We start from the raw sequence: 18,682 nt of genomic DNA on the forward strand, positions 1-18,682 counted from the left end.
CATCCTAGGCGCGCGCGTCGGCACATCCGCGCATCGTCAGCGCGTCGTACGGCACGCGTCGGCGCGCTGTGCGACACGCGTCGGCGCGTCGGGCGGCACGCGCCTCCTCACACCTTCCCGATCCCCAGCGTGTTCTCGCCCGGCAGCAGGCCCGAGCCGATCGCCCCCACCCAGTACTCCCCCAGCAGTTCCGCGAGCCGCGCCGTTCCCGCCTCGCCGAGCGCCGCCCACGGCCCCGCCGCCAGCCGGTCGGTGCGCAGTTCGACGTCCGCGCGCAGCGCGCGGCCCGCCTCCGTCGCCCGGCCCTCCGCGTCCACCAGGCCGCGCCGCTCCAGCCGCGCCCGCGCCGCCGCCCACTCCTCGGCGCTCCAGCCCCGGCTCGCGAACACCTCGACGGGCGCCGCGCCGACCGACGCGAAGGAGACCAGCGTCTCGACCGGGTCGAGACCGGCCGCGAGCAGCGCCGCGACGTGGCCGTCGCCCCGGTGTTCGCGGAGCACGGTCGCGGCCTTCCAGAGGACGAGGTGCGGCGCTTCGGGGAGCGCGGGGCCCGCCCCCGGCGCGCCGGAAGGCGCGGACCGCGTCCCGGCGAGCAGCGCCGCGTTCGCCGCCGCGATCGGGCGGCCCGCCAGGTCGGCGGATCCGGCGGCCGTACGGGCCAGTTCGGCGGCCTCCGCGAGCGCCGGGGACGCCAGCGCGTCGCCGAACAGCGCGCGGTACGTCCGGTCCACCGCCCTGAGCCTGGCCGCCAGCACCTCCGACGGCAGGGCCACGTCCCGGATCGCGGGGACGTACGCGGCGACCATGCGGGGGCTGAAGCTGTGGAACACCGCGGTGACCAGCTCGGGGGACACGGGGCCCAGCGGCGCCGACCGCCAGGCGAAGTACGAGGGCCAGCGCTCGTCGGTGGCGTAACCGAGCGCCGCCGCCTCGGCGTTCGCCTCGGGCGCGTAGTAGAGGAGGGCGTGCAGCGGCTCCAGCAGGTGCCACATCTGGCGGACCCGCTCGGGAGCGGGAGCGAAAGCAGGTGCGGGGGCGGGGGCAGAGACAGGGGCGGGGGCTACGGCGGGCTCGGTCACGGTTCCTCCTCCGTACACACATCTTGTCACTGGCTAGATTGCCCGCCCCCCGGCGAATTTGTCAATGACTAGATCCCGCGTACGCTGCTGTCATGGCGACCACCGACAGCACCGCTCCCCGCGGCTACCACCACGGCGACCTGCGGCACGCGATCCTCGCCGCCGCCCTCGACGTCATCCGCTCCGAAGGGCCCGGCGCCCTGTCGCTGCGCGACCTCGCGCGCCGCGCCGGCGTCTCGCACGCCGCGCCCGCGCACCACTTCAAGGACCGCGCGGGCCTGCTCACCGCGATCGCCGCCGAAGGCCACGACCTGCTCGCCGAGGCCGTCGCCGAGGCCGACGGGCTGCGCGAGGCGGGCGTGGGTTACGTGCGCTTCGCGACGCGGCACCCCGCGCACTTCCAGGTGATGTTCCAGCCCGAGCTGTACCGGGCCGACGACCCGGACCTCGTCGCGGCGAAGGACCGCTCGACGCGAGAGCTGCGCGCGGCGGTCGCCCAGCTCGGCGCCGACCCCGAACTCGCGGGCGTGGCCGCCTGGTCGCTCGCCCACGGCTTCGCCACGCTGCTGCTCACCCACAACCTGGAGCGGGCGGTGGGCGACGGGGACCCCGAGGACGTATTCCGCGTTCTGGCCGAGATTTCCTTCACACCGCCGTCCGGCCGGACACCGGAATAGCCCGGCGGGCGGGCGCGCTTGACCACCTTGCAACGCACGCACAGAGCAAGGGGTGGGAACGATGGGCGCAGGAACCTCCAGCCGCAACTCCGTACGCGGGGCGGCCGTCGCACTGGTCTCCGCGACGGTCCTCGCCGCGCTGCCCGGCACGGCGATCGCCCTCGACTCCGGGCACGCGCCGCACAAGGCGGCTTCCTGGAGCGGCAGTTGGGCCGCCTCACCGCAGTCGCCCGCCGCCCCCTTCGGACCGAACTGGTCACAGGAAGGGTTCGCGAACCAGACGGTCCGCCAGGTCGTGCGCGTCACGAAGGGCGGCGCGAAGGCCCGCATCGAACTCTCCAACCGGTACGGCACCGCCCCGCTGCGGATCGCGGGCGCGACCATCGCCCGTACGGACGGGGGCGCGGCCGTCGAGGCCGGTTCGGTGCGGGACCTGACGTTCGGTCACGGACGTGCGCTGACAATCCCGGCGGGCGGGACCGCGCTCAGCGACGGCGTGCCGTTCGAGGTCGAGGCGTTCGAGTCGGTCTCCGTCACGCTGTACCTCGCGGCGCCCACCGGGCCCGGCACCTTCCACCACACCGCCGGTGCGAAGAGCTTCCGCGCGGCCGGGGACCACCGGGCCGACCGGGGCGGGGAGGCGTTCAAGGAGACCAGCGAGTCCTGGTACTTCCTCACGGGGGTCGAGGTCAGCGGCGGCACGGCGGGACGCGGGGCCGGGCGCGGCAAGGGCGTGGTGACCTTCGGGGACTCCATCACCGACGGCGTCGGCTCCACGGTCGACGCCAACGGCCGCTACCCGGACAAGCTCGCCGAGCGGCTCGCCGCCGCCGGGCAGGAGCGGGCCGTCCTGAACCACGGGATCTCCGGCAACCAGGTCGTCAACGACACGACGTGGGCAGGCGAGAAGGGGATCGCGCGCTTCGAGAAGGACGTGCTGAACGAGCGCGGGATCGGGACGGTGATCGTCCTCGAAGGCATCAACGACATCGGCGCGAGCTTCCAGGGGCCGCCGATCGGAGGGACGCCCGAGGTGTCCGCGCGGCAGCTCATCGAGGGGCACAGGTCGCTGATCCGGCAGGCGCACGCGCGGGGCCTGAAGGTGATCGGGGCGACGCTGACGCCGATCAAGGGGTCGTTCTACGACGACCCGAAGGGGCTCAACGAGAAGAAGCGGGACGCGGTGAACGCGTGGATCCGCGGCTCCGGGGAGTACGACGCGGTCGTCGACTTCGACCGGGCGGTGGCCGATCCGGCCGATCGAGACCGGCTGCTTCCGGTGTACGACTCGGGGGACAAGCTCCACCCGAGCGACGCGGGGTACGTCGCGATGGCCCAGGCCATCGACCTCTCCGAGCTGCGGTAACCCCTGCCGGGGGCGTCAGAGGACCGCGCCCGCGCGGCGGAGCCGCACATCGACACAGCCCCGCGCCCCTGGAGGGGCGCGGGGAAACTGTGCGAGCGGGCCCCCTACGAGCCCAGGATCGTCGTCAGGAACTCGCCCGTCCACGCCAGGAGTTCGCGGCCCACCACGGGCTTCCCGCCGATCTTCCCGGCGGTCGGGCGGGGGACCAGGATCTGCTGGGCGCCGCCCTTGATCACCGTACGCGGGTACAGCCGCTTCAGGCGCAGCTCCTGCGACTCCCGCAGCTCCACCGGCGCGAAGCGGATGTTCGACCCCTGGAGGACGATCTCCCCCACCCCGCACGCCCGCGCCAGCATCCGCAGGCCCGCCACCAGCAGCAGGTTCTCGACCGGCTCCGGCAGCTTGCCGTAGCGGTCGGTCAGCTCCTCGCGCACCGCCTTGATGTCGTCCTCGGAGTTGGCCGCGGCGATCGCGCGGTACGCCTGGAGCCGCAGCCGCTCGCCGGGCGCGTAGTCGTGCGGGACGTGCGCGTCCACCGGCAGCTCGATCTTCACCTCCAGGGGCGCCTCGTCCTCGGCCCCACCGCTCTCCAGCGACTTGCGGTAGTCGGCGACCGCCTCGCCCACCATCCGTACGTACAGGTCGAAGCCGACCCCCGCGATGTGGCCCGACTGCTCGCCGCCCAGCAGGTTTCCGGCGCCGCGGATCTCCAGGTCCTTCATCGCGACGTACATGCCCGCGCCCATCTCCGTGTGCTGCGCGATGGTCGCCAGGCGCTCGTGGGCGGTCTCGGTCAGCGGCTTCTCCGGCGGGTACAGGAAGTACGCGTACCCCCGCTCGCGCGAGCGGCCCACGCGGCCGCGCAGCTGGTGGAGCTGGGAGAGGCCGAAGTTGTCGCCGCGCTCCACGATCAGCGTGTTGGCGTTGGAGATGTCGATGCCGGACTCGACGATCGTCGTCGAGACGAGCACGTCGAACTTCTTCTCCCAGAAGTCCACCACGACCTGCTCCAGGGCCTGTTCGGACATCTGGCCGTGGGCCGTCGCGATCCGCGCCTCGGGGACGATCTCGCGCAGCCGCGCCGCCGCGCGGTCGATCGACTCGACGCGGTTGTGGATGTAGAACGCCTGGCCCTCGCGGAGCAGTTCGCGGCGGATCGCGGCGCCGATCTGCTTCTCCTCGTACGGGCCGACGAAGGTGAGCACCGGGTGGCGCTCCTCGGGCGGGGTGGTGATCGTGGACATCTCGCGGATGCCCGTCACCGCCATTTCGAGCGTACGGGGAATGGGCGTCGCGGACATGGTGAGGACGTCGACGTTGGCGCGGAGCTTCTTCAGCTGCTCCTTGTGCTCGACGCCGAAGCGCTGCTCCTCGTCGACGATGACCAGGCCCAGGTCCTTGAACTTGGTCTCGGACGAGAACAGCCGGTGCGTGCCGATGACGACGTCGACCGAGCCGTCCTTCAGCCCCTCGAGCGTCGCCTTCGCCTCCGCGTCCGACTGGAAGCGGGACAGGGCGCGGACGACGACCGGGAACTGCGCGTACCGCTCCGAGAAGGTGCCGTAGTGCTGCTGGACCAGCAGGGTGGTGGGGACCAGGACCGCGACCTGCTTGCCGTCCTGCACCGCCTTGAAGGCCGCGCGCACCGCGATCTCCGTCTTGCCGTAGCCGACGTCGCCGCAGATCAGGCGGTCCATCGGGACGGACTTCTCCATGTCCTCCTTCACCTCGGCGATGGTGGACAGCTGGTCGGGCGTCTCCGCGTACGGGAAGGCGTCCTCCAGCTCCCGCTGCCAGGGCGTGTCGGGGCCGAAGGTGTGGCCGGGCGCCGCCATGCGCGCGGAGTACAGCTTGATGAGGTCCGCGGCGATCTCCTTGACCGCCTTCTTCGCGCGGGCCTTGGTCTTCGTCCAGTCCGCGCCGCCGAGGCGGTGCAGGGTCGGGGCCTCGCCGCCGACGTACTTCGTGACCTGCTCCAGCTGGTCGGTGGGGATGTACAGCCGGTCGCCCGGCTGGCCGCGCTTCGCGGGGGCGTACTCCACCAGCAGGTACTCGCGGGTGGCGCCCTGGACCGTGCGCTGCACCATCTCGATGTAGCGGCCCACGCCGTGCTGCTCGTGCACGATGTAGTCGCCCGCCTGGAGGGTCAGCGGGTCGATCGTCTTGCGGCGGCGGGCCGGCATGCGGCCCATGTCCTTGCTGGCCGTGCGCTGCCCGGTCAGGTCGGTCTCGGTGAGGACCGCGAGCTTGAGCCCGGGGTCGACGAAGCCGTGGTCGATCGCGCCGCACGCGACGTGCACCACGGACGGGGAGACCTCCGCGAGGTCCGCGTCGAGGCGGGCCGCGATGCCCTCGCCGCCCAGCACCTCGACGGTGCGGGCCGCGGGGCCGTGGCCCTCCGTGACGTACACCGCGCGCCAGCCGTCGGCCAGCCACTGCTTGGTGTCCGCGAGCGCGCGGGCCGTGTCGCCCCGGTACGTCTCCGGGGCGCGCATCGCCAGCTTCAGCGTGTCGTCGGTGTGGTCGGCCAGCTCGTCGTCGGCGGCGAACGGGGAGATCGACCACCACATCATGTCCAGCTCGCGGGCCCGGTCGCGGACGTCCGCGATGCCCCACAGCGAGGCGGCGTCCAGGTCGATCGGGGCCTCGCCGCCGGTCGCGCTCGCCGCCCACGACGCCTGGAGGAACTCCTGGCTGGTCGCCACGAGGTCGGCGGCGCGGGTGCGGACCCGCTCCGGGTCGCAGACGACGGCCATCGCGCCCTTGGGCAGGACGTCGATCAGCAGCTCCATGTCGTCCACGAGCACCGGGGCGAGGGACTCCATGCCCTCCACCGCGATGCCCTCGGCGATCTTGTTGAGCAGCTCGCCCAGCTCCGGGTGGGCCTCGGCGAGGGCCGCGGCCTTCTCCCGTACGGCGGGGGTGAGCAGCAGCTCGCGGCAGGGCGGGGCCCACAGGCCGTGCTCGGCGACTTCGAGGGAGCGCTGGTCGGCGACCTTGAAGTAGCGGATCTCCTCGACGTCGTCGCCCCAGAACTCCACCCGCAGCGGGTGCTCCTCGGTGGGCGGGAAGACGTCCAGGATGCCGCCGCGCACGGCGAACTCGCCGCGCTTCTCGACGAGTTCGACCCGGGAGTACGCGGCGGCGGCCAGTCCTTCGACGATCCGGTTCAGGTCGGCGGTCTGCCCCGTGCGCAGGGATACGGGCTCCAGGTCGCCCAGGCCCTTCACCTGCGGCTGGAGCACCGAGCGGATCGGGGCGACGACGACGCTGACCGGGCCGGCCGCGGGGTCGTCCAGCGAGGGGTGCGTCAGGCGGCGCAGCACGGCGAGGCGGCGGCCGACCGTGTCGGAGCGGGGCGACAGGCGCTCGTGCGGCAGGGTCTCCCAGGAGGGGTACTCCGCGATGCCGTCCTCGGGCAGGAGCGTGCGCAGCGCCGCCGCCAGGTCCTCGGCCTCGCGGCCCGTCGCGGTCACCGCGAGGACCGGGCGGCCCGCCTCGCGCGCGAGGGCGGCCACCGCGAAGGGGCGGGCGGCGGCGGGGCCGACCAGGTCGACGTGCATGCGGTGGCCGTCGGCCGCGGCCTTCACCGCTTCCGCGAGCGCCGGGTCACGTACTACGGCATCCAGCAGGCCGTGCAGGCTCATGAGCTTTCCGTTTCGGGCGGGGTGGCATCGCGAGGGCCCGACACGTGGTACGGGCCGGGGGTGTCCAGCGTACGACCCCCCACTGACAGGCGCGGCCCGCACGGGGCGGGCGTCGCCCGTGCGGGTCCCCGCGTGCGGTTCCCCGCGCTCCCGGCGGGGCGCGCCCGCCCCCCCTGTCCACCATGCGGTAGCCGTACGACCGGGAAAGCGGGGTGCGCCCCTACTCTCGTCCCGTACGCTCCGGCGCCGACCACGCCGGACAGGGGACCGAGTGGGGGTGCAGCCTTGGACGTCAACGCGATGGCCGCTTTCGGGGTGTCCGCCCCTGAGGAGGAGATCTACCGCCACTTCCTCAGGAACCCCCGCACCCCCGCGGACGAGGTGCACCTCCTCATCCGCGCCGACCGCGAGCACGCGCTGCGCTGCCTCGGCCGGCTCCGTGACCTCGGGCTGCTCCAGCCGGAGGACCCCGACGACGGCGAGGGCCTGGTCTGCCCCACGGACCCCGAGGTCGCCCTCGCGCGCCTCGTCGACCAGCGGCTCAACGACCTCCACGAGGAGCTCCAGCGCGTCACGCGCTCGCGGCACGTCGTGGACGGGCTGCGCGCCGAGCAGGCGGCGCGGCGCGAATCCCCTGCGGGGATCGAACAGTTGGAGGGGGTCGACGAGATCCGCGACCGGATCGACGACCTCGCGTTCTTCGCCCGCCACGAGATCCTCGCGGTGGAGCCGCACCCCCGGCTCTCCCCCGAGAACATCGCGCGCTCCCGCCCGCTCGACCTGCGCTGCCTGCGCCGGGGCGTGCGGCTGCGCAACATCGTGGTGCGCGCGGCGCTCGACGACGCGCCGACCGCCGACTACCTCCGCGAGCTGGTCGCGCACGGCGCGCAGGTCAGGGTGACCGACGAGCCGTCCGAGCGGATGCTCGTGTACGACGGAGGTACCGCGCTCGTCCCGCTGGACCCGCAGAACACCGCGCGCGGCGCGCTCCTCGCGCACAAGAGCGGGCTCGTGGTGAACATCATCGCGCTGTTCGAGAAGATCTGGGCGTCCGCCGAGGACCTGGCGACCGCGGAGAACGGCGGCCGGCCGCCGGGCGACGAGCTGTCGGAGATCGAGCAGCGGGTGCTCGTGTCGATGTGCACGGGCGGCAAGGACGAGGCGGGAGCGCGCGAGCTGGGCGTGTCCGTCCGCACGTACCGCCGCTACGTCGCCGACCTGCTCCAGTCGCTGCGGGCCACGAGCCGCGCGCAGGCCGCGCTCCTGGCCCGCGAACGGGGCTGGATCTAGGGCCTCGCCGCCCGGTTCCCGCCCCGTCCGCCCGGTGGGGATCAGGCCGCCTGCCAGCCGTGCAGCGCCGTGTCCGCGAGGACGGTCGCCAGCGCGTTCCGCACGGCGTCCGGCCGGGTCGCCCGGTCCAGGGCCACCCGCAGGCTCACGCGGTCGCTGGCCACGTCCGGGGTGCACGTCCAGTGCGCGGGGAGCAGGCTCAGGAGGCGGAGCACGGTGGTCTCGCCGGACGGGGCCGTACGGTCGTTGCGGACCGCCACCACGTCGATGAAGGGCCGCTCGGTGCTGGGCCGCTCGGTGCTGGGCCGCTCGGTGCTGGGCCCGTCGGCGGGGAACTGGGGGCACGCGGTCATTTCGTGGGCTCCTTCGCTTCGGTCAGTGCGGTCAGCGCCGCCGCGCCGAGCGCCTCGATCCCGGTCGGCAGCGCGGTGCGCACGTCGGGCGCGAACCGCGGCGAGTGGTTGGGGGCCGGGGGCCCGCCGTCCGCCAGGGCGCGGCGCCACGCCTTGGCCCCCACGGTGCCCAGCAGCCAGTACGCCAGGGGGACCCCGCCCTCCGCGAAGCGGCCCGCGTCCTCGGTCGCGGTCACGGGGGCCGTCACCGCGACCCGGCCGGGGCCGAACAGCTTCCCGTGGGTGGCGCGCACCGCCTCCGTGGCCCGTGCGTCCGGCACGAGGGCGGGCGAGCGGGAGGTGACGGTGAACTCCGGGTCCCTGGGGCACGCGGAGGCCGCGCACTCGGCGGTCACGACGCGCCGCACGGCCGCCTCGGCGCGCGCCAGGGACTCCTCGCCCAGTGCCCGTACGGAGAGGGAGAGCTCGGCCCTGTCCGGGATCACGTTCGCGCGCTCCCCCGCGTGCAGCGCGCCCACCGTGACCACGACCTGGTCGGCCGGCGCGGTCTCCCTGGCCACCACCGACTGGAGCCGCAGCACCACGGCCGCCGCCGCCACGACCGGGTCGACGGCGAACTGCGGCGTGCCCGCGTGGCCGCCCCTGCCGTGGACCACCACGTCGAGCGTGACGCTCGCGGCCATCAGCGGCGCGCCAGGCACCGCGTGCGCGACGGTGCCTGCGGGCAGCGGGGCGGCGTGCTGGGCCAGGACCAGGTCCGGGACGCCGAACCGCTCGTACAGCCCGTCCGCGAGCAGCGCCGCCGCGCCCTCCAGGGTCTCCTCGGCGGGCTGCCCCACCGCGACGACCGTGCCGCCCCAGGCGCCGCGCTCGCGGGCGCGGGCGAGACGGCCGACCGCGCCCGTGAGCGCGGCCAGGTGGAGGTCGTGGCCGCAGGCGTGCATCGCGCCGGGGGTCGTGCTGGCGTACGGCAGCCCGGTCTCCTCGGCGACCGGCAGCGCGTCCAGCTCCGCGCGCAGCAGTACGGTCGGGCCCGGTCGGCCCGACCGCAGGACGCCGACGACCCCGTGGCCGCCGACGCCCCGGGTGACCTCGCAGCCGTGCGCCGCGAGGCGCTCCGCGAGGCGGGCCGCGGTGCGGCGCTCGGCGCCGGACAGCTCCGGATGGGCGTGCAGGTCCAGGTAGAACTCGACCTCGGGGCGCAGGAGTTCGCGCTCCGCGGCGGCGACGGCCGTACCAGTCATGGGAATCTCTTCCTCCTCTTGCGCCGGGACCCAGCGTGCGGGAAAGGGACTTCAGGGTGCCTACGGGCCACTGTCACCCCGTGACAGCGGGGTGACAGCGGCAGGCGGCGCGATCTGACAGCGGCTGCCGCTGCAATGGACGAGTTCCGGCCGCCGGACCGAAAGGCGGCCCTTGACCTGAGGAGTCCACCATGGCCCCCAAGACCGAGCTCGCCACCCTCGCCGACGAGATCCTGGAGCTGGAGTCGGAGACCTTCGAGATCTCGGACTACTCGGACTCGTCCGAGGTCGTGCTCGCCGGTTCGACGTCGTGTTCCTCGACGTCGACGTGCTCCAGCACCACCAGCACCACGTCCTGCAGCGCCTGACGCGGGGCACCCACGGGCGGAGGCCCCCTTCCCGTACGGGGAGGGGGCTCCCGCATGCGCGGGACGCCCCCGAGGGGGCGCCCCGCGTGGGCGCGGGCGCGGACCGCGCGGGGCCCGCGGCGGCGGTGTCACGGGAAGGGGTGCGGGACGGCTTTGATGTCGCCGCCCGCGAGCTTCGCGAGCCGCGGCATCCGCAGCGCCCGCTGCCGGGTCCACCCGAAGTCCAGCGGCAGCAGCCCCGGCACGATCGTGCTCACCGTCCGCAGCCCCATCCGGTGCTGTTCGGGCGTCGTCTGGTCGACGGCGATCACGTCGTGCCCCGCCCCCGTCAGCTGGTCGCACAGCAGCCGCAGGTCGTCCAGGAGGTCCCCGGTGCGCGGCCGCAGCGCGGCCCACCCGGGGAACGCCTCGGCCAGCGGCACGACCGCCGCGGGCTCCAGGTACTCCCGCGCGTAGGGGGCCATGGACGGCAGCCCGTACAGCTGGGCGTGGTCCTTGAGGTGCAGGACCTTGCCGAAGTCCGCGGCCATCGCCTCCAGTTCGCCCTGCCGGTCGGCGACCTGGTGGGGCAGGTGGGGGATGTACGTCAGCACTTCGGAGAGCGCCGCCTCCACCGTCCCCTCCGGGTCGAACCCGGCCGCCGCGCTGAACGACAGCGTCCCCGGACCCCCGTCGCGCCGGACGGCGAGCGCGGTGACGACGGGCACGGCGAGGTCCGTCCTGGTGTCGAAGGCGTGCACGTCGTAGCCGTGCAGCGCGGCCCGGTCCAGCATGGAGCGGACGGCGGGCGCGCGGCAGGTCGCCAGGTCGATCTCGACGGGGTGCAGCCGGCCGTGCCAGGTCACCAGGAACGCGTCGCGCTCGACGAGTTCGAGGAGCCCGAAGAGGATCGCCTCCTCCAGGCCGGCGCCCGTGGCGCAGCCGTTGGAGCACTCGAAGACGAAGTTGTCCGCGTCGACGCCCGCGCTGTAGTGGGCGAGCCGCGAGGGGACGAGGACGGGCCGGTCGTCGCGCAGGGAGTGGCCCCACACCCAGGGGATGTCCCGGTCCGGGTCGAAGGGGCTGACCAGCGGGTCGCTCGCGTAGGTCTCGGGGGCGTACAGACCGCAGGAGGCGGGGTCCAGGACCGCCTCGCCGCGCGAGCGCAGGGTGGTGAAGGACTCCACGACGGGCGAGGTGCCCCGGCGGCGGTGCGTGCCCGCGTACCGCTCCAGGCCCTCCAGTTGGGCCAGCGTCCTGCTGGTGCCGTAGCTGTTGGCCTGGCCGCTCCAGGTGACGTCGTTGAGGCCCGCGTACCCGCGCACGAAGTGGCTGCCCGCCACGGGCGCGGTCGTGGTGGACGCCGGGTTGAGCCAGGTGCCGGAGCCGATCGCGCCGCACACCGGGTTGGCGAGCGCGGCGGCGGGCAGCGGGTAGGAGTCCAGGGGCCGCAGCCGGTAGCCGTCGGGGTCCGGCTTGGGCCGGGGGACGAGCTCCATGCGGGCGGACTCGGCGGTGTCGGGCCGCTCCTGGACGCAGGCGGGGCACAGCGGTTCGGGCAGCAGCGGGAACGTGGCGGTGGCCAGCGTCCCGAGGTCGACCCTGGTGACCTGCGGGAGCGCCCGGTCGGCCGGGGTCTCGGCGGGTGCGGTGCGCCCGCCGGGGACGACCGCGCGGTACGCGGCCCAGACCGCGTCGACCGCGAAGCCGGTGAGCACCGGCCAGGCGCCCGCCTCCCTGGGCTCGTACCCCAGCTCCAGCGCCTCGCGCTCGGAGCGGCCGCGCAGCCGCTGCCAGCGCATCGCCAGGCACTGCCCGCAGACGAAGTCGCCGCCCGCGCCGCCCCAGGGGCCGATGAGCGCGGCGCGCGCGGTGAGCTGGACGGTGGCGAGCGGGCGGATCGCGGCGTACGGGTCGCGGTGGCCGAAGCCGAGCACGTCGGCGTTGCCGAGCGGCACCACGAGGGGGCTGGTGAGCCGTTCGCCGGGCGGCAACGCCTCGTACCGCGCGGTGAGTTCGGACTGGAGCTGTTGGGCCGCTGTCTTCATGTCCGGTCACTCCAGCGGAAGGTCCTGAGCGCCAGCGCGCCGAAGACGAGGGCGAAGGCGGCGAGCACGCCGCAGCTGACGAGGACGTCCCGGCCGCCGCCGTCGCCGGTGAGGGCGGCGGAGACGCCGTCGTTGAGGTAGCGCAGCGGCAGGACCCGGGAGAGCGACCGCATCCAGTCGGGCATGGCGTCCAGCGGGAAGAACGACCCGGAGAGGAACGCCATCGGGATCATCAGGCAGTTGGCGACGGCGGCGACGGCCTCGGGGGTCCTGGTGAAGGAGCCGACGACGACGCCGATCGCGAGGAACGCGGTGATCCCGGCGAGGAGCACGGGCAGGGCGAGCGGCCAGCCGCCGTCGAGGCGCAGCCCGAAGGAGGGCAGCAGCGCGACGGAGACGAACAGCACGGCCTGGACGGCGCCGATGCCGACGGCCAGCACGTAGCGGGAGGCGAGGACGGCCGGGAGCCTGGCCGGGGTCATCCGGACGAGCCGCAGCAGGTCGTCGCGGCGCCACTGCATGAGGACGAAGGCGACGCCGAACACGGCGGCGTTGGCGACGCCCCAGGACAGGACGCCGGGCGCGATGTAGTTGATGTACGGCTTGCCGCTCTGCTCGACCTCCTGGCCGTGGAAGATCAGCCCGAAGACGACCAGGAAGAGGAGCGGGAAGGCGAAGGTGAAGAAGAGGGTCGTCTTGTCCCGGGTGTAGGCCCGGTACCCGGCGAGGGAGAGGGCGGCGTATGCGCTCATGGCGGTGTCTCCGCGGTCGTGGGTCGCTTGGGACTACTGGATCACTGTGCTGCTGCGGTGAGTTCGAGGTAGACGTCCTCCAGGCTGGCGGTGCGGGTCCGCACGCCCTGGAGTCCGGCGAGGTCGGCGAGGACGGCGAGGACGGGGCCCGGGTCGGCGGTCTCCAGGACGATGACGTCGGCGTCCGGGAAGGCCCGGTCGACGCCGGGGATGCCGCTGGCGACGGAGAGCGTCAGGCGCTCGGCGGGCACCAGCAGGCTGGTGGTCCCGCTGCTGGCGGCGACCAGCCCGGCCGGGCTGTCCAGGGCGGTGATCCGGCCGCCCACGAGGATGGCGACCCGGTCGCACAGCGCCTCGGCCTCGTCGAGGTGGTGGGTGGTGTAGACGATGGTGCGGCCCGCGCTCTTGAGGTCGCGCAGCACCTGCCACAGCGCGCGGCGGGCCTGCGGGTCGAGCGCGGCGGTCGGCTCGTCCAGGAAGATCAGCTCGGGGTCGTGGACGAGCGCGGAGGCGATGGCCAGGCGCTGGCGCTGGCCGCCGGAGAGCGCGTCGACGCGGACGCCGCCCTGTTCGGTGAGGCCGACGGAGGCGAGCGCGCGGGCGGCGGCGTCGCGGCCCGCGCGGTAGAGCGCGGCGACGGTCTCCAGGTGTTCGCGGGCGGTGAGGCGCACGAAGAAGGCGGAGGCCTGGGTCTGGACGCCGATGCGCGGCAGCAGCCCGGTGTTGCGCGGCCAGGGCGCCTCGCCGAGCACGGCGACCCTCCCCGAGTCGGCCGCGCGCTGGCCCTCCATGATCTCCACGAGGGTGGTCTTGCCCGCGCCGTTGGGGCCGAGCAGCCCGAAGAACTCGCCGCGCGCCACGGTGAGCGAGATCCCGTCGACGGCCCGGGTCGCGCCGTACCGCTTGTGCACGTCTTCGAGGACGACTGCGGGGGTGTTCGGGGTCATGGGCACTCCTCGGGTCGGGCGGGGCGCTGCCGGGTCGGGCCGCGGCGGGCGGGTCAGCGGGTCAGCGGGTGAGCAGGTGGTGGGCGACGGCCGCGGCGGCGGCGAGCGGCAGGCACAGGGCGAGCGGCCAGCCGATGCCGTACGCGGTGTAGGCGACGCGGGCCCGGCGCGGATAGGCGGCGGCCGCCGGGTCGCCGCGGCGTCTGAGTTTCAGGTACTCCCGGCTGGAGGCGGCCAGTTCGGTGATCCGCAGGGCCTGGCCCACGACCTTGTAGCCGTCCAGCGGGGGGACGGGCAGCAGCATCGCCAGGGCCTGGACGCTGCCGAGGAACAGCAGCCCGGCGAGCCCGTCGCGGGTCGCGCCGTTGAGCGGCGCGAAGAGCCAGAGCGCGCAGAACGGCAGCAGGAACAGCAGGTTCATCACCGCGCCCGCGAGCGCGGTGGCGATGCGGCCCCGGCGGCCGCGCAGGTAGAGGTAGTTGTCGACGGTGCAGTACATGATGACGACGGGCAGCCGCCAGCGCAGGCCGATCTCGGTGACCTTGCCGCCGTAGTGCCGGGCGACCACGCCGTGCGCCAGTTCGTGCAGGGCGGTGCTGGTCCACAGCAGCGCCCCGGTCGCGGCGAGCAGTACCGGATTGGCGAACAGCTCCCAGGCCGCGACGGTCAGTTCGCCCGCGTGCAGGGCGAGCACGGCCTCCATCGCCACGACCAGCGCGAGCAGCGGCACGGTCCAGCGCGGCGCGAGCAGGAAGCCCAGCGCCCGGTGCAGCCGGGCGGCCGTCGCGTCGGCGTCGGCGACCAGCGGCAGCGTGCCCCTGAGCAGCCCGCGCGTCACGGGTTCGGGCGCCGGGGGCGCGGGCTCCGGCGATCCGACGAGCAGCCCGCGCGTGCCGAGCATCCGGAGCAGCCGCTGCCAGTGCGCGTCGCCGAGCCTGCGCCCGAACCGGGCCGCGTACTGCGCGCCGATCTCCTCCAGGCTGTGGCCGCCGTCCATCCGGGAGACCAGGAAGTGCTCCTTGGCGCCCAGTTTGAAGGACTGGCCGCTCGCGGTGTCCTTGACCAGGTGGACGGTGTCGGCGCCGTGCAGCAGCGCCTCGCTGAGGAGCACGGAGGCCCGCAGTTCGGGGCAGTACGCGCCGAGGGCCGCCGCCCCGGCGGCCGTCACCCCGACTCCCGCAGGCAGCGGCCCAGCACGTGCGCGAGGTAGGCCTCGTCGCGGATGGTGACGTGCAGCCTGTTGTTGGTCATGTGCATGTACGGGGAGAGCAGCAGCGGCAGCGCCGCGGCCGGGTCCGTGACCCGCTCGTCCCGCTCGCCGTCCCACGAGCGGAAGACCAGGTCCCCCTCGCGCGCCAGCCGCACGGCCCTCTCGCGCAGCTCGGCGCAGTGCTCGGCCCAGCGGGCGAGCGAGGCGGGCAGCACGCCCCGGTCGTCCTCCGCGACCGCGGCGCGGATGGCGGCGAAGCGTGCGGTCAGCTTGGGGGCCATGGCCGCGTAGTTGCTGTCGTACTCCTCGCTGCCGATGAAGCCGGTGCCGGGGAAGGCGCGGTGCCAGAACTCGTAGTAGCTGTCGAGGTATTCGGCCAGCTCGTCCTCGCCGGGCAGGAACGTGGCGGCCATCACCATCATCAGCTGGGCCGCCGTGCCCAGCAGCACGGTCCGCAGGTGGAGGTTCTTGGTGCCCAGCGCGTCGATGACCAGGTCGCTGGAGTGCCGGAAGTGCCACTCGGCGAGTTCGATCCCGGCGGGCCCGCCGTACTTGCCGTACTCCGGCTCGTAGGGCTCGGTGCTGCGGGAGTTGTTGGGCCGCAGGTTCATCCGGCCCTGGGAGTCGACGTAGTGGCCGCGCTCGGCGCCGGGGAACTCGATGTCGAAGAGGGTGTTGTAGAAGTCGTTGAGGAAGCCCGAGTCGACCTCGTAGAGCGCGGGCCGCTCGGCGAGGAAGGCGTCGATCGCGCGGGCGGTGCGGCGGGCGACCTCGGGGGCCGCCTCGGGGCACGAGGGCTTGACGCGCAGCCGCACGTGCGGGCCCTCCAGCCAGTAGTTGATGAAGAAGTAGCCGTCCATGAGGCCGTCCGCCTCCAGCCCGGCGACCAGCGGACGGACGCACTGGAGCAGCAGCGGGCGCGGGTTGGCGGCGTAGAAGACGTGCGTGGCCTGCCAGTCGGCGCCCCCCGCGGCCCGTTCGGTCCTGACGGCGGTGGTCACGGTCATGCGGCACTCCCCTGTCGTGCTCGTACGCGGACGGATGCGGCGGTCTCCACGGCCAGTTCGGCGACGTGGTGACCGCGGGCCGAGACGGTGTGCAGCCCGTCCTCGTCGGGCAGCGCCTCGCGCAGCACGACCCGGGCCCGCTCGGTGACCAGCAGCGACTCGAACGCGGCGAGCGAGAGCGGCGAGTCGAAGTCGAGGTACTGCGGTTTGGCGCCGGTCGCGCCGCGCGCCCCGCTGTCCGAGACGGTCGCGTAGACCCGGCAGGGCAGGCCGTGCGCGCGCCGGAAGCGGTGCCAGCCGAGGAACCACTCGGCGTCGGTCAGCTCGGGCGTGCGCAGCGGCAGGACGGCGGCGGGGGCGCTCCAGCTGCGCCGGGCCAGGACCACGCCCCGGTGGCTGACCCGGGGCCGCCGGGTCACGCCGCCCTCGGGGGCGCCCTCGGGGACGCCGCCCCAGACGTTGAGCGGGGACATCGAGGTGGGCGAGAGCAGCAGGAGCGTGCGGGGCAGCTCGGGCAGGGCGAGCGGTACGAGGTAGCCGAGGTAGACCGGGACCACCTCGCGGCCGAGGCGGGCCGAGCGCAGCACGAGCCGGTCGTCGGCCTCGTCGTGCTCGATGTACAGGTCGGCGAGGTCGAGTTGCCGCTCGGGCGCCAGGGTGCCGCTCTCGCCGGGACAGACGATCTCGTACTCGGTGAGCCTGCCGTGCAGGTTGAGGTTGCTGGTCACGGGCCCGCCGGTGACCTCGGCGAGGACGGCGCCCGCCGGGACCCGGGCCGCGTTGCCCGCGAGCAGCCGCTCCTCGACGCCGTCGAAGCAGTGCGTGAAGCGGCTGTACGGGAAGGAGATCCCGCCGTACGAGCGGTTGAGCACCACCAGCGGGTCGCCCGACGGGCGTCCGGCGAGCTGGACGTGGTGGCTCATGGGCGCGAAGTGCGGTGCCACACCGTCGAGTTCACCGGCGACGTCGTCCACGAACGCGTCGTCGACGACCAGCTCGTCGGCGCCCGCGCCGCCCTGCGCGTACAGCGCCCGCATGCGCTCCACGAAGGTGCGGCGGGCCGTGTCCAGCGACTTGAGCTGGGGCAGTCCGAGCCAGTTCTCCTCCGGGACGTACTCGCCCTCGGCGTCGAAGGCGGTCCTGGTGCGGGTGAAGGAGAGGTACTGGTCGAAGAAGTCCTCGTGGAAGTCGTGGACGAGCTTCAGCAGATCGTCGCAGCGCCCGCCCCGGCCGTAGCGCGTGGTGAAGAAGCCCTTGAAGGTGATCCGCTGCGGCAGGGTCAGGTCGAAGGCGGGCAGCAGCCGCTCGACCGACCCCAGCGGGCCCTCGGCCAGCTCCGCCCAGGCGTCCCGGCCCATGCCGGGCCCGTCGGCGAGCGGCGCCGCCGCGTCCTCGTACAGCACGGTCCTGGGCACCCTGGGCCGCTCGACCCCCAACTCCTTCTGCACGTCGGCCAGTTCGGTGCGCAGTTCGGCGACGAGGCGGCGGCGCTCGGCGGGGCCCGCCGCCGGGTAGCGCTCCAGCCGGTCGGCGGCGCCCGCGAGGCGGTCGGCGAGGGCGTCGGCCCAGGGGCGGCCGACGGCGCCCAGCGCGGCCCTGAAGGCGCCCAGCGGGTCCGTGTCGTGGACCTCCGTGCGCAGACAGGGGATCTGCACCATGCCGATGTCCAGCAGCGCCCCGAGGTACCGCTCGGCCTCGTCGGCGCCCGCGCCCCGGTCGGCGGCGAGCCACGCGGCCAGCTCCCCGTGGCGCAGCGGGCCGCGCCCGTCGGCCGCGCCGCGCTCCTCGAAGAGGGAGAGCAGCCGCTCCAGGGTGCCGCTGCGGCGCAGGAAGAACAGCCGGTCCTGGACGGCGTCGAAGGTGACGGCCGTGTCGTCGTCGCCCGTGGTGACCCAGCGGCGCACGTACCGCACCCGGTCGTCGTCCCGCCCCCAGCCGGACGCGGGCGTCACCGGCAGGTCGGTGCGGCGGTCCCGGTCGGCGGCGACGGCCTCGGCGAGGCGGCCGATGACGGCGACGTTGAGCCTGACGTGGCTGGTCCAGGGGTCGTCGAGGGCCGTGAGCAGCCCGCCGCCCTCCCCGAACTCCCCCAGCGCGACCCCGGTGAAGGTGGCGAAGGGGCTGGTCTTGCAGGCCGTGCGGTACAGGTACGACATCAGGGAGCGCTCGATCTTCCGGTGCTTCTTGTCGGGGCGGCGGCCGGGCCCCGACGCGGCCGCCTTCTCCACGTACGCGTCGAGTTGGGCGTCCAGCGAGGGCGAGGCGAGCAGCAGCCCGCCGCGCAGCCGCTCGTCGCCCGCGAGCCGCACCAGGGCGGCCCTGGCGCGCGCGGTCTCGGCCTCGACGAGGGCGGCGCCCTCGGCCCGGCGCGCCTCGATCGCCTTCCCGCGGGTCAGCCAGGCGTCCAGGGCGCGCCCCGCGTCCCGGTCCAGGCCCCCGACGAGGGTGCGGGCCGCGTCGGCGTCGCGCGGCAGCCGGCCGTTGAACACCTCGCGGCGCAGGGCGAGCAGCGCGCGCCGCACCCGCTCGTCGGCGCAGCCGCCGACGAGGCCGTGCAGCAGGTCGCCCACGGCCCGCCCCTCGGCCGCCGACTCCTCGGCGGCGGCGAGGACCTCGTCGGCCCAGCGGCGGCTCTCGGGGCAGCGCAGTGCGCGGACGCTCTCGACGGGCAGCCCCGCGACCCTGAGCAGAAAAGGCGAGTTCATCTGGTCCCTG

Annotated in this window: 14 protein-coding genes; 4 read left to right on the top strand and 10 right to left on the bottom strand. The window is 74.4% G+C overall.

Annotated features, from left to right (window positions below; translation table 11 throughout):
* Positions 1-107: 107 nt before the first annotated feature.
* Positions 108-992, bottom strand: coding sequence for a hypothetical protein (locus ACIBNE_RS06585; RefSeq protein ID WP_399271246.1), 885 nt, complete (start codon positions 990-992; stop codon positions 108-110).
* A 179-nt stretch (positions 993-1,171) separates the two neighbouring features.
* Here ACIBNE_RS06585 and ACIBNE_RS06590 point away from each other — a divergent pair, with 179 nt between their 5' ends.
* Both ACIBNE_RS06590 and ACIBNE_RS06595 read left to right on the top strand, forming a co-directional pair.
* A complete protein-coding gene (locus ACIBNE_RS06590) occupies positions 1,172-1,756 on the top strand; it encodes a TetR/AcrR family transcriptional regulator (protein WP_399270341.1) in 585 nt (194 codons plus the stop codon).
* Positions 1,757-1,817: 61 nt separating this feature from the next.
* On the top strand, positions 1,818-3,122 hold the full coding sequence (locus ACIBNE_RS06595; RefSeq protein ID WP_399270342.1) for an SGNH/GDSL hydrolase family protein: 1,305 nt from the start codon (positions 1,818-1,820) through the stop codon (positions 3,120-3,122).
* A 104-nt stretch (positions 3,123-3,226) separates the two neighbouring features.
* Here ACIBNE_RS06595 and mfd read toward each other — a convergent pair whose 3' ends face one another.
* Positions 3,227-6,769, bottom strand: a complete 3,543-nt coding sequence (gene mfd / locus ACIBNE_RS06600; protein ID WP_399270343.1) for a transcription-repair coupling factor — start codon at positions 6,767-6,769, stop codon at positions 3,227-3,229.
* Positions 6,770-7,054: 285 nt separating this feature from the next.
* Here mfd and ACIBNE_RS06605 point away from each other — a divergent pair, with 285 nt between their 5' ends.
* On the top strand, positions 7,055-8,059 hold the full coding sequence (locus ACIBNE_RS06605; protein WP_399270344.1) for a helix-turn-helix transcriptional regulator: 1,005 nt from the start codon (positions 7,055-7,057) through the stop codon (positions 8,057-8,059).
* 41 nt (positions 8,060-8,100) lie between these two features.
* Here the strand turns inward: ACIBNE_RS06605 and ACIBNE_RS06610 are convergent, their stop codons facing one another.
* Both ACIBNE_RS06610 and ACIBNE_RS06615 read right to left on the bottom strand, forming a co-directional pair.
* Entirely contained in the window at positions 8,101-8,412 is a 312-nt protein-coding gene (locus tag ACIBNE_RS06610) for a hypothetical protein (RefSeq protein WP_399270345.1), read from the bottom strand.
* Positions 8,409-9,656, bottom strand: a complete 1,248-nt coding sequence (locus ACIBNE_RS06615; protein ID WP_399270346.1) for an amidohydrolase — start codon at positions 9,654-9,656, stop codon at positions 8,409-8,411. The genes ACIBNE_RS06610 and ACIBNE_RS06615 overlap by 4 nt, the downstream gene beginning before the upstream one ends.
* A 191-nt stretch (positions 9,657-9,847) precedes the next feature.
* On the opposite strand from ACIBNE_RS06615, the gene ACIBNE_RS06620 reads away from it, so the two are divergent.
* Complete coding sequence (locus tag ACIBNE_RS06620; RefSeq protein ID WP_399270347.1) at positions 9,848-10,024, top strand: thiazolylpeptide-type bacteriocin; 177 nt, start codon at positions 9,848-9,850, stop codon at positions 10,022-10,024.
* A 128-nt stretch (positions 10,025-10,152) separates the two neighbouring features.
* Here ACIBNE_RS06620 and ACIBNE_RS06625 read toward each other — a convergent pair whose 3' ends face one another.
* From ACIBNE_RS06625 to ACIBNE_RS06650, 6 genes are all read right to left on the bottom strand, one after another.
* Complete coding sequence (locus ACIBNE_RS06625) at positions 10,153-12,051, bottom strand: TOMM precursor leader peptide-binding protein (RefSeq protein WP_399270348.1); 1,899 nt, start codon at positions 12,049-12,051, stop codon at positions 10,153-10,155.
* A complete protein-coding gene (locus tag ACIBNE_RS06630; protein ID WP_399270349.1) occupies positions 12,048-12,803 on the bottom strand; it encodes an ABC transporter permease in 756 nt (251 codons plus the stop codon). Before ACIBNE_RS06630 ends, ACIBNE_RS06625 begins: the two co-directional genes overlap by 4 nt.
* A 41-nt stretch (positions 12,804-12,844) precedes the next feature.
* Positions 12,845-13,750, bottom strand: coding sequence for an ABC transporter ATP-binding protein (locus tag ACIBNE_RS06635; protein WP_399270350.1), 906 nt, complete (start codon positions 13,748-13,750; stop codon positions 12,845-12,847).
* Positions 13,751-13,811: 61 nt separating this feature from the next.
* Positions 13,812-14,918, bottom strand: coding sequence for a metalloprotease (locus tag ACIBNE_RS06640; protein ID WP_399270351.1), 1,107 nt, complete (start codon positions 14,916-14,918; stop codon positions 13,812-13,814).
* Positions 14,915-15,967, bottom strand: a complete 1,053-nt coding sequence (locus tag ACIBNE_RS06645) for a lantibiotic dehydratase C-terminal domain-containing protein (RefSeq protein WP_399270352.1) — start codon at positions 15,965-15,967, stop codon at positions 14,915-14,917. Before ACIBNE_RS06645 ends, ACIBNE_RS06640 begins: the two co-directional genes overlap by 4 nt.
* A complete protein-coding gene (locus tag ACIBNE_RS06650) occupies positions 15,964-18,672 on the bottom strand; it encodes a lantibiotic dehydratase (protein WP_399270353.1) in 2,709 nt (902 codons plus the stop codon). Before ACIBNE_RS06650 ends, ACIBNE_RS06645 begins: the two co-directional genes overlap by 4 nt.
* Positions 18,673-18,682: the final 10 nt, after the last annotated feature.

Origin of the sequence: Streptomyces sp. NPDC050504, assembly GCF_044458065.1 — a bacterium.
Lineage (GTDB): Bacteria > Actinomycetota > Actinomycetes > Streptomycetales > Streptomycetaceae > Streptomyces.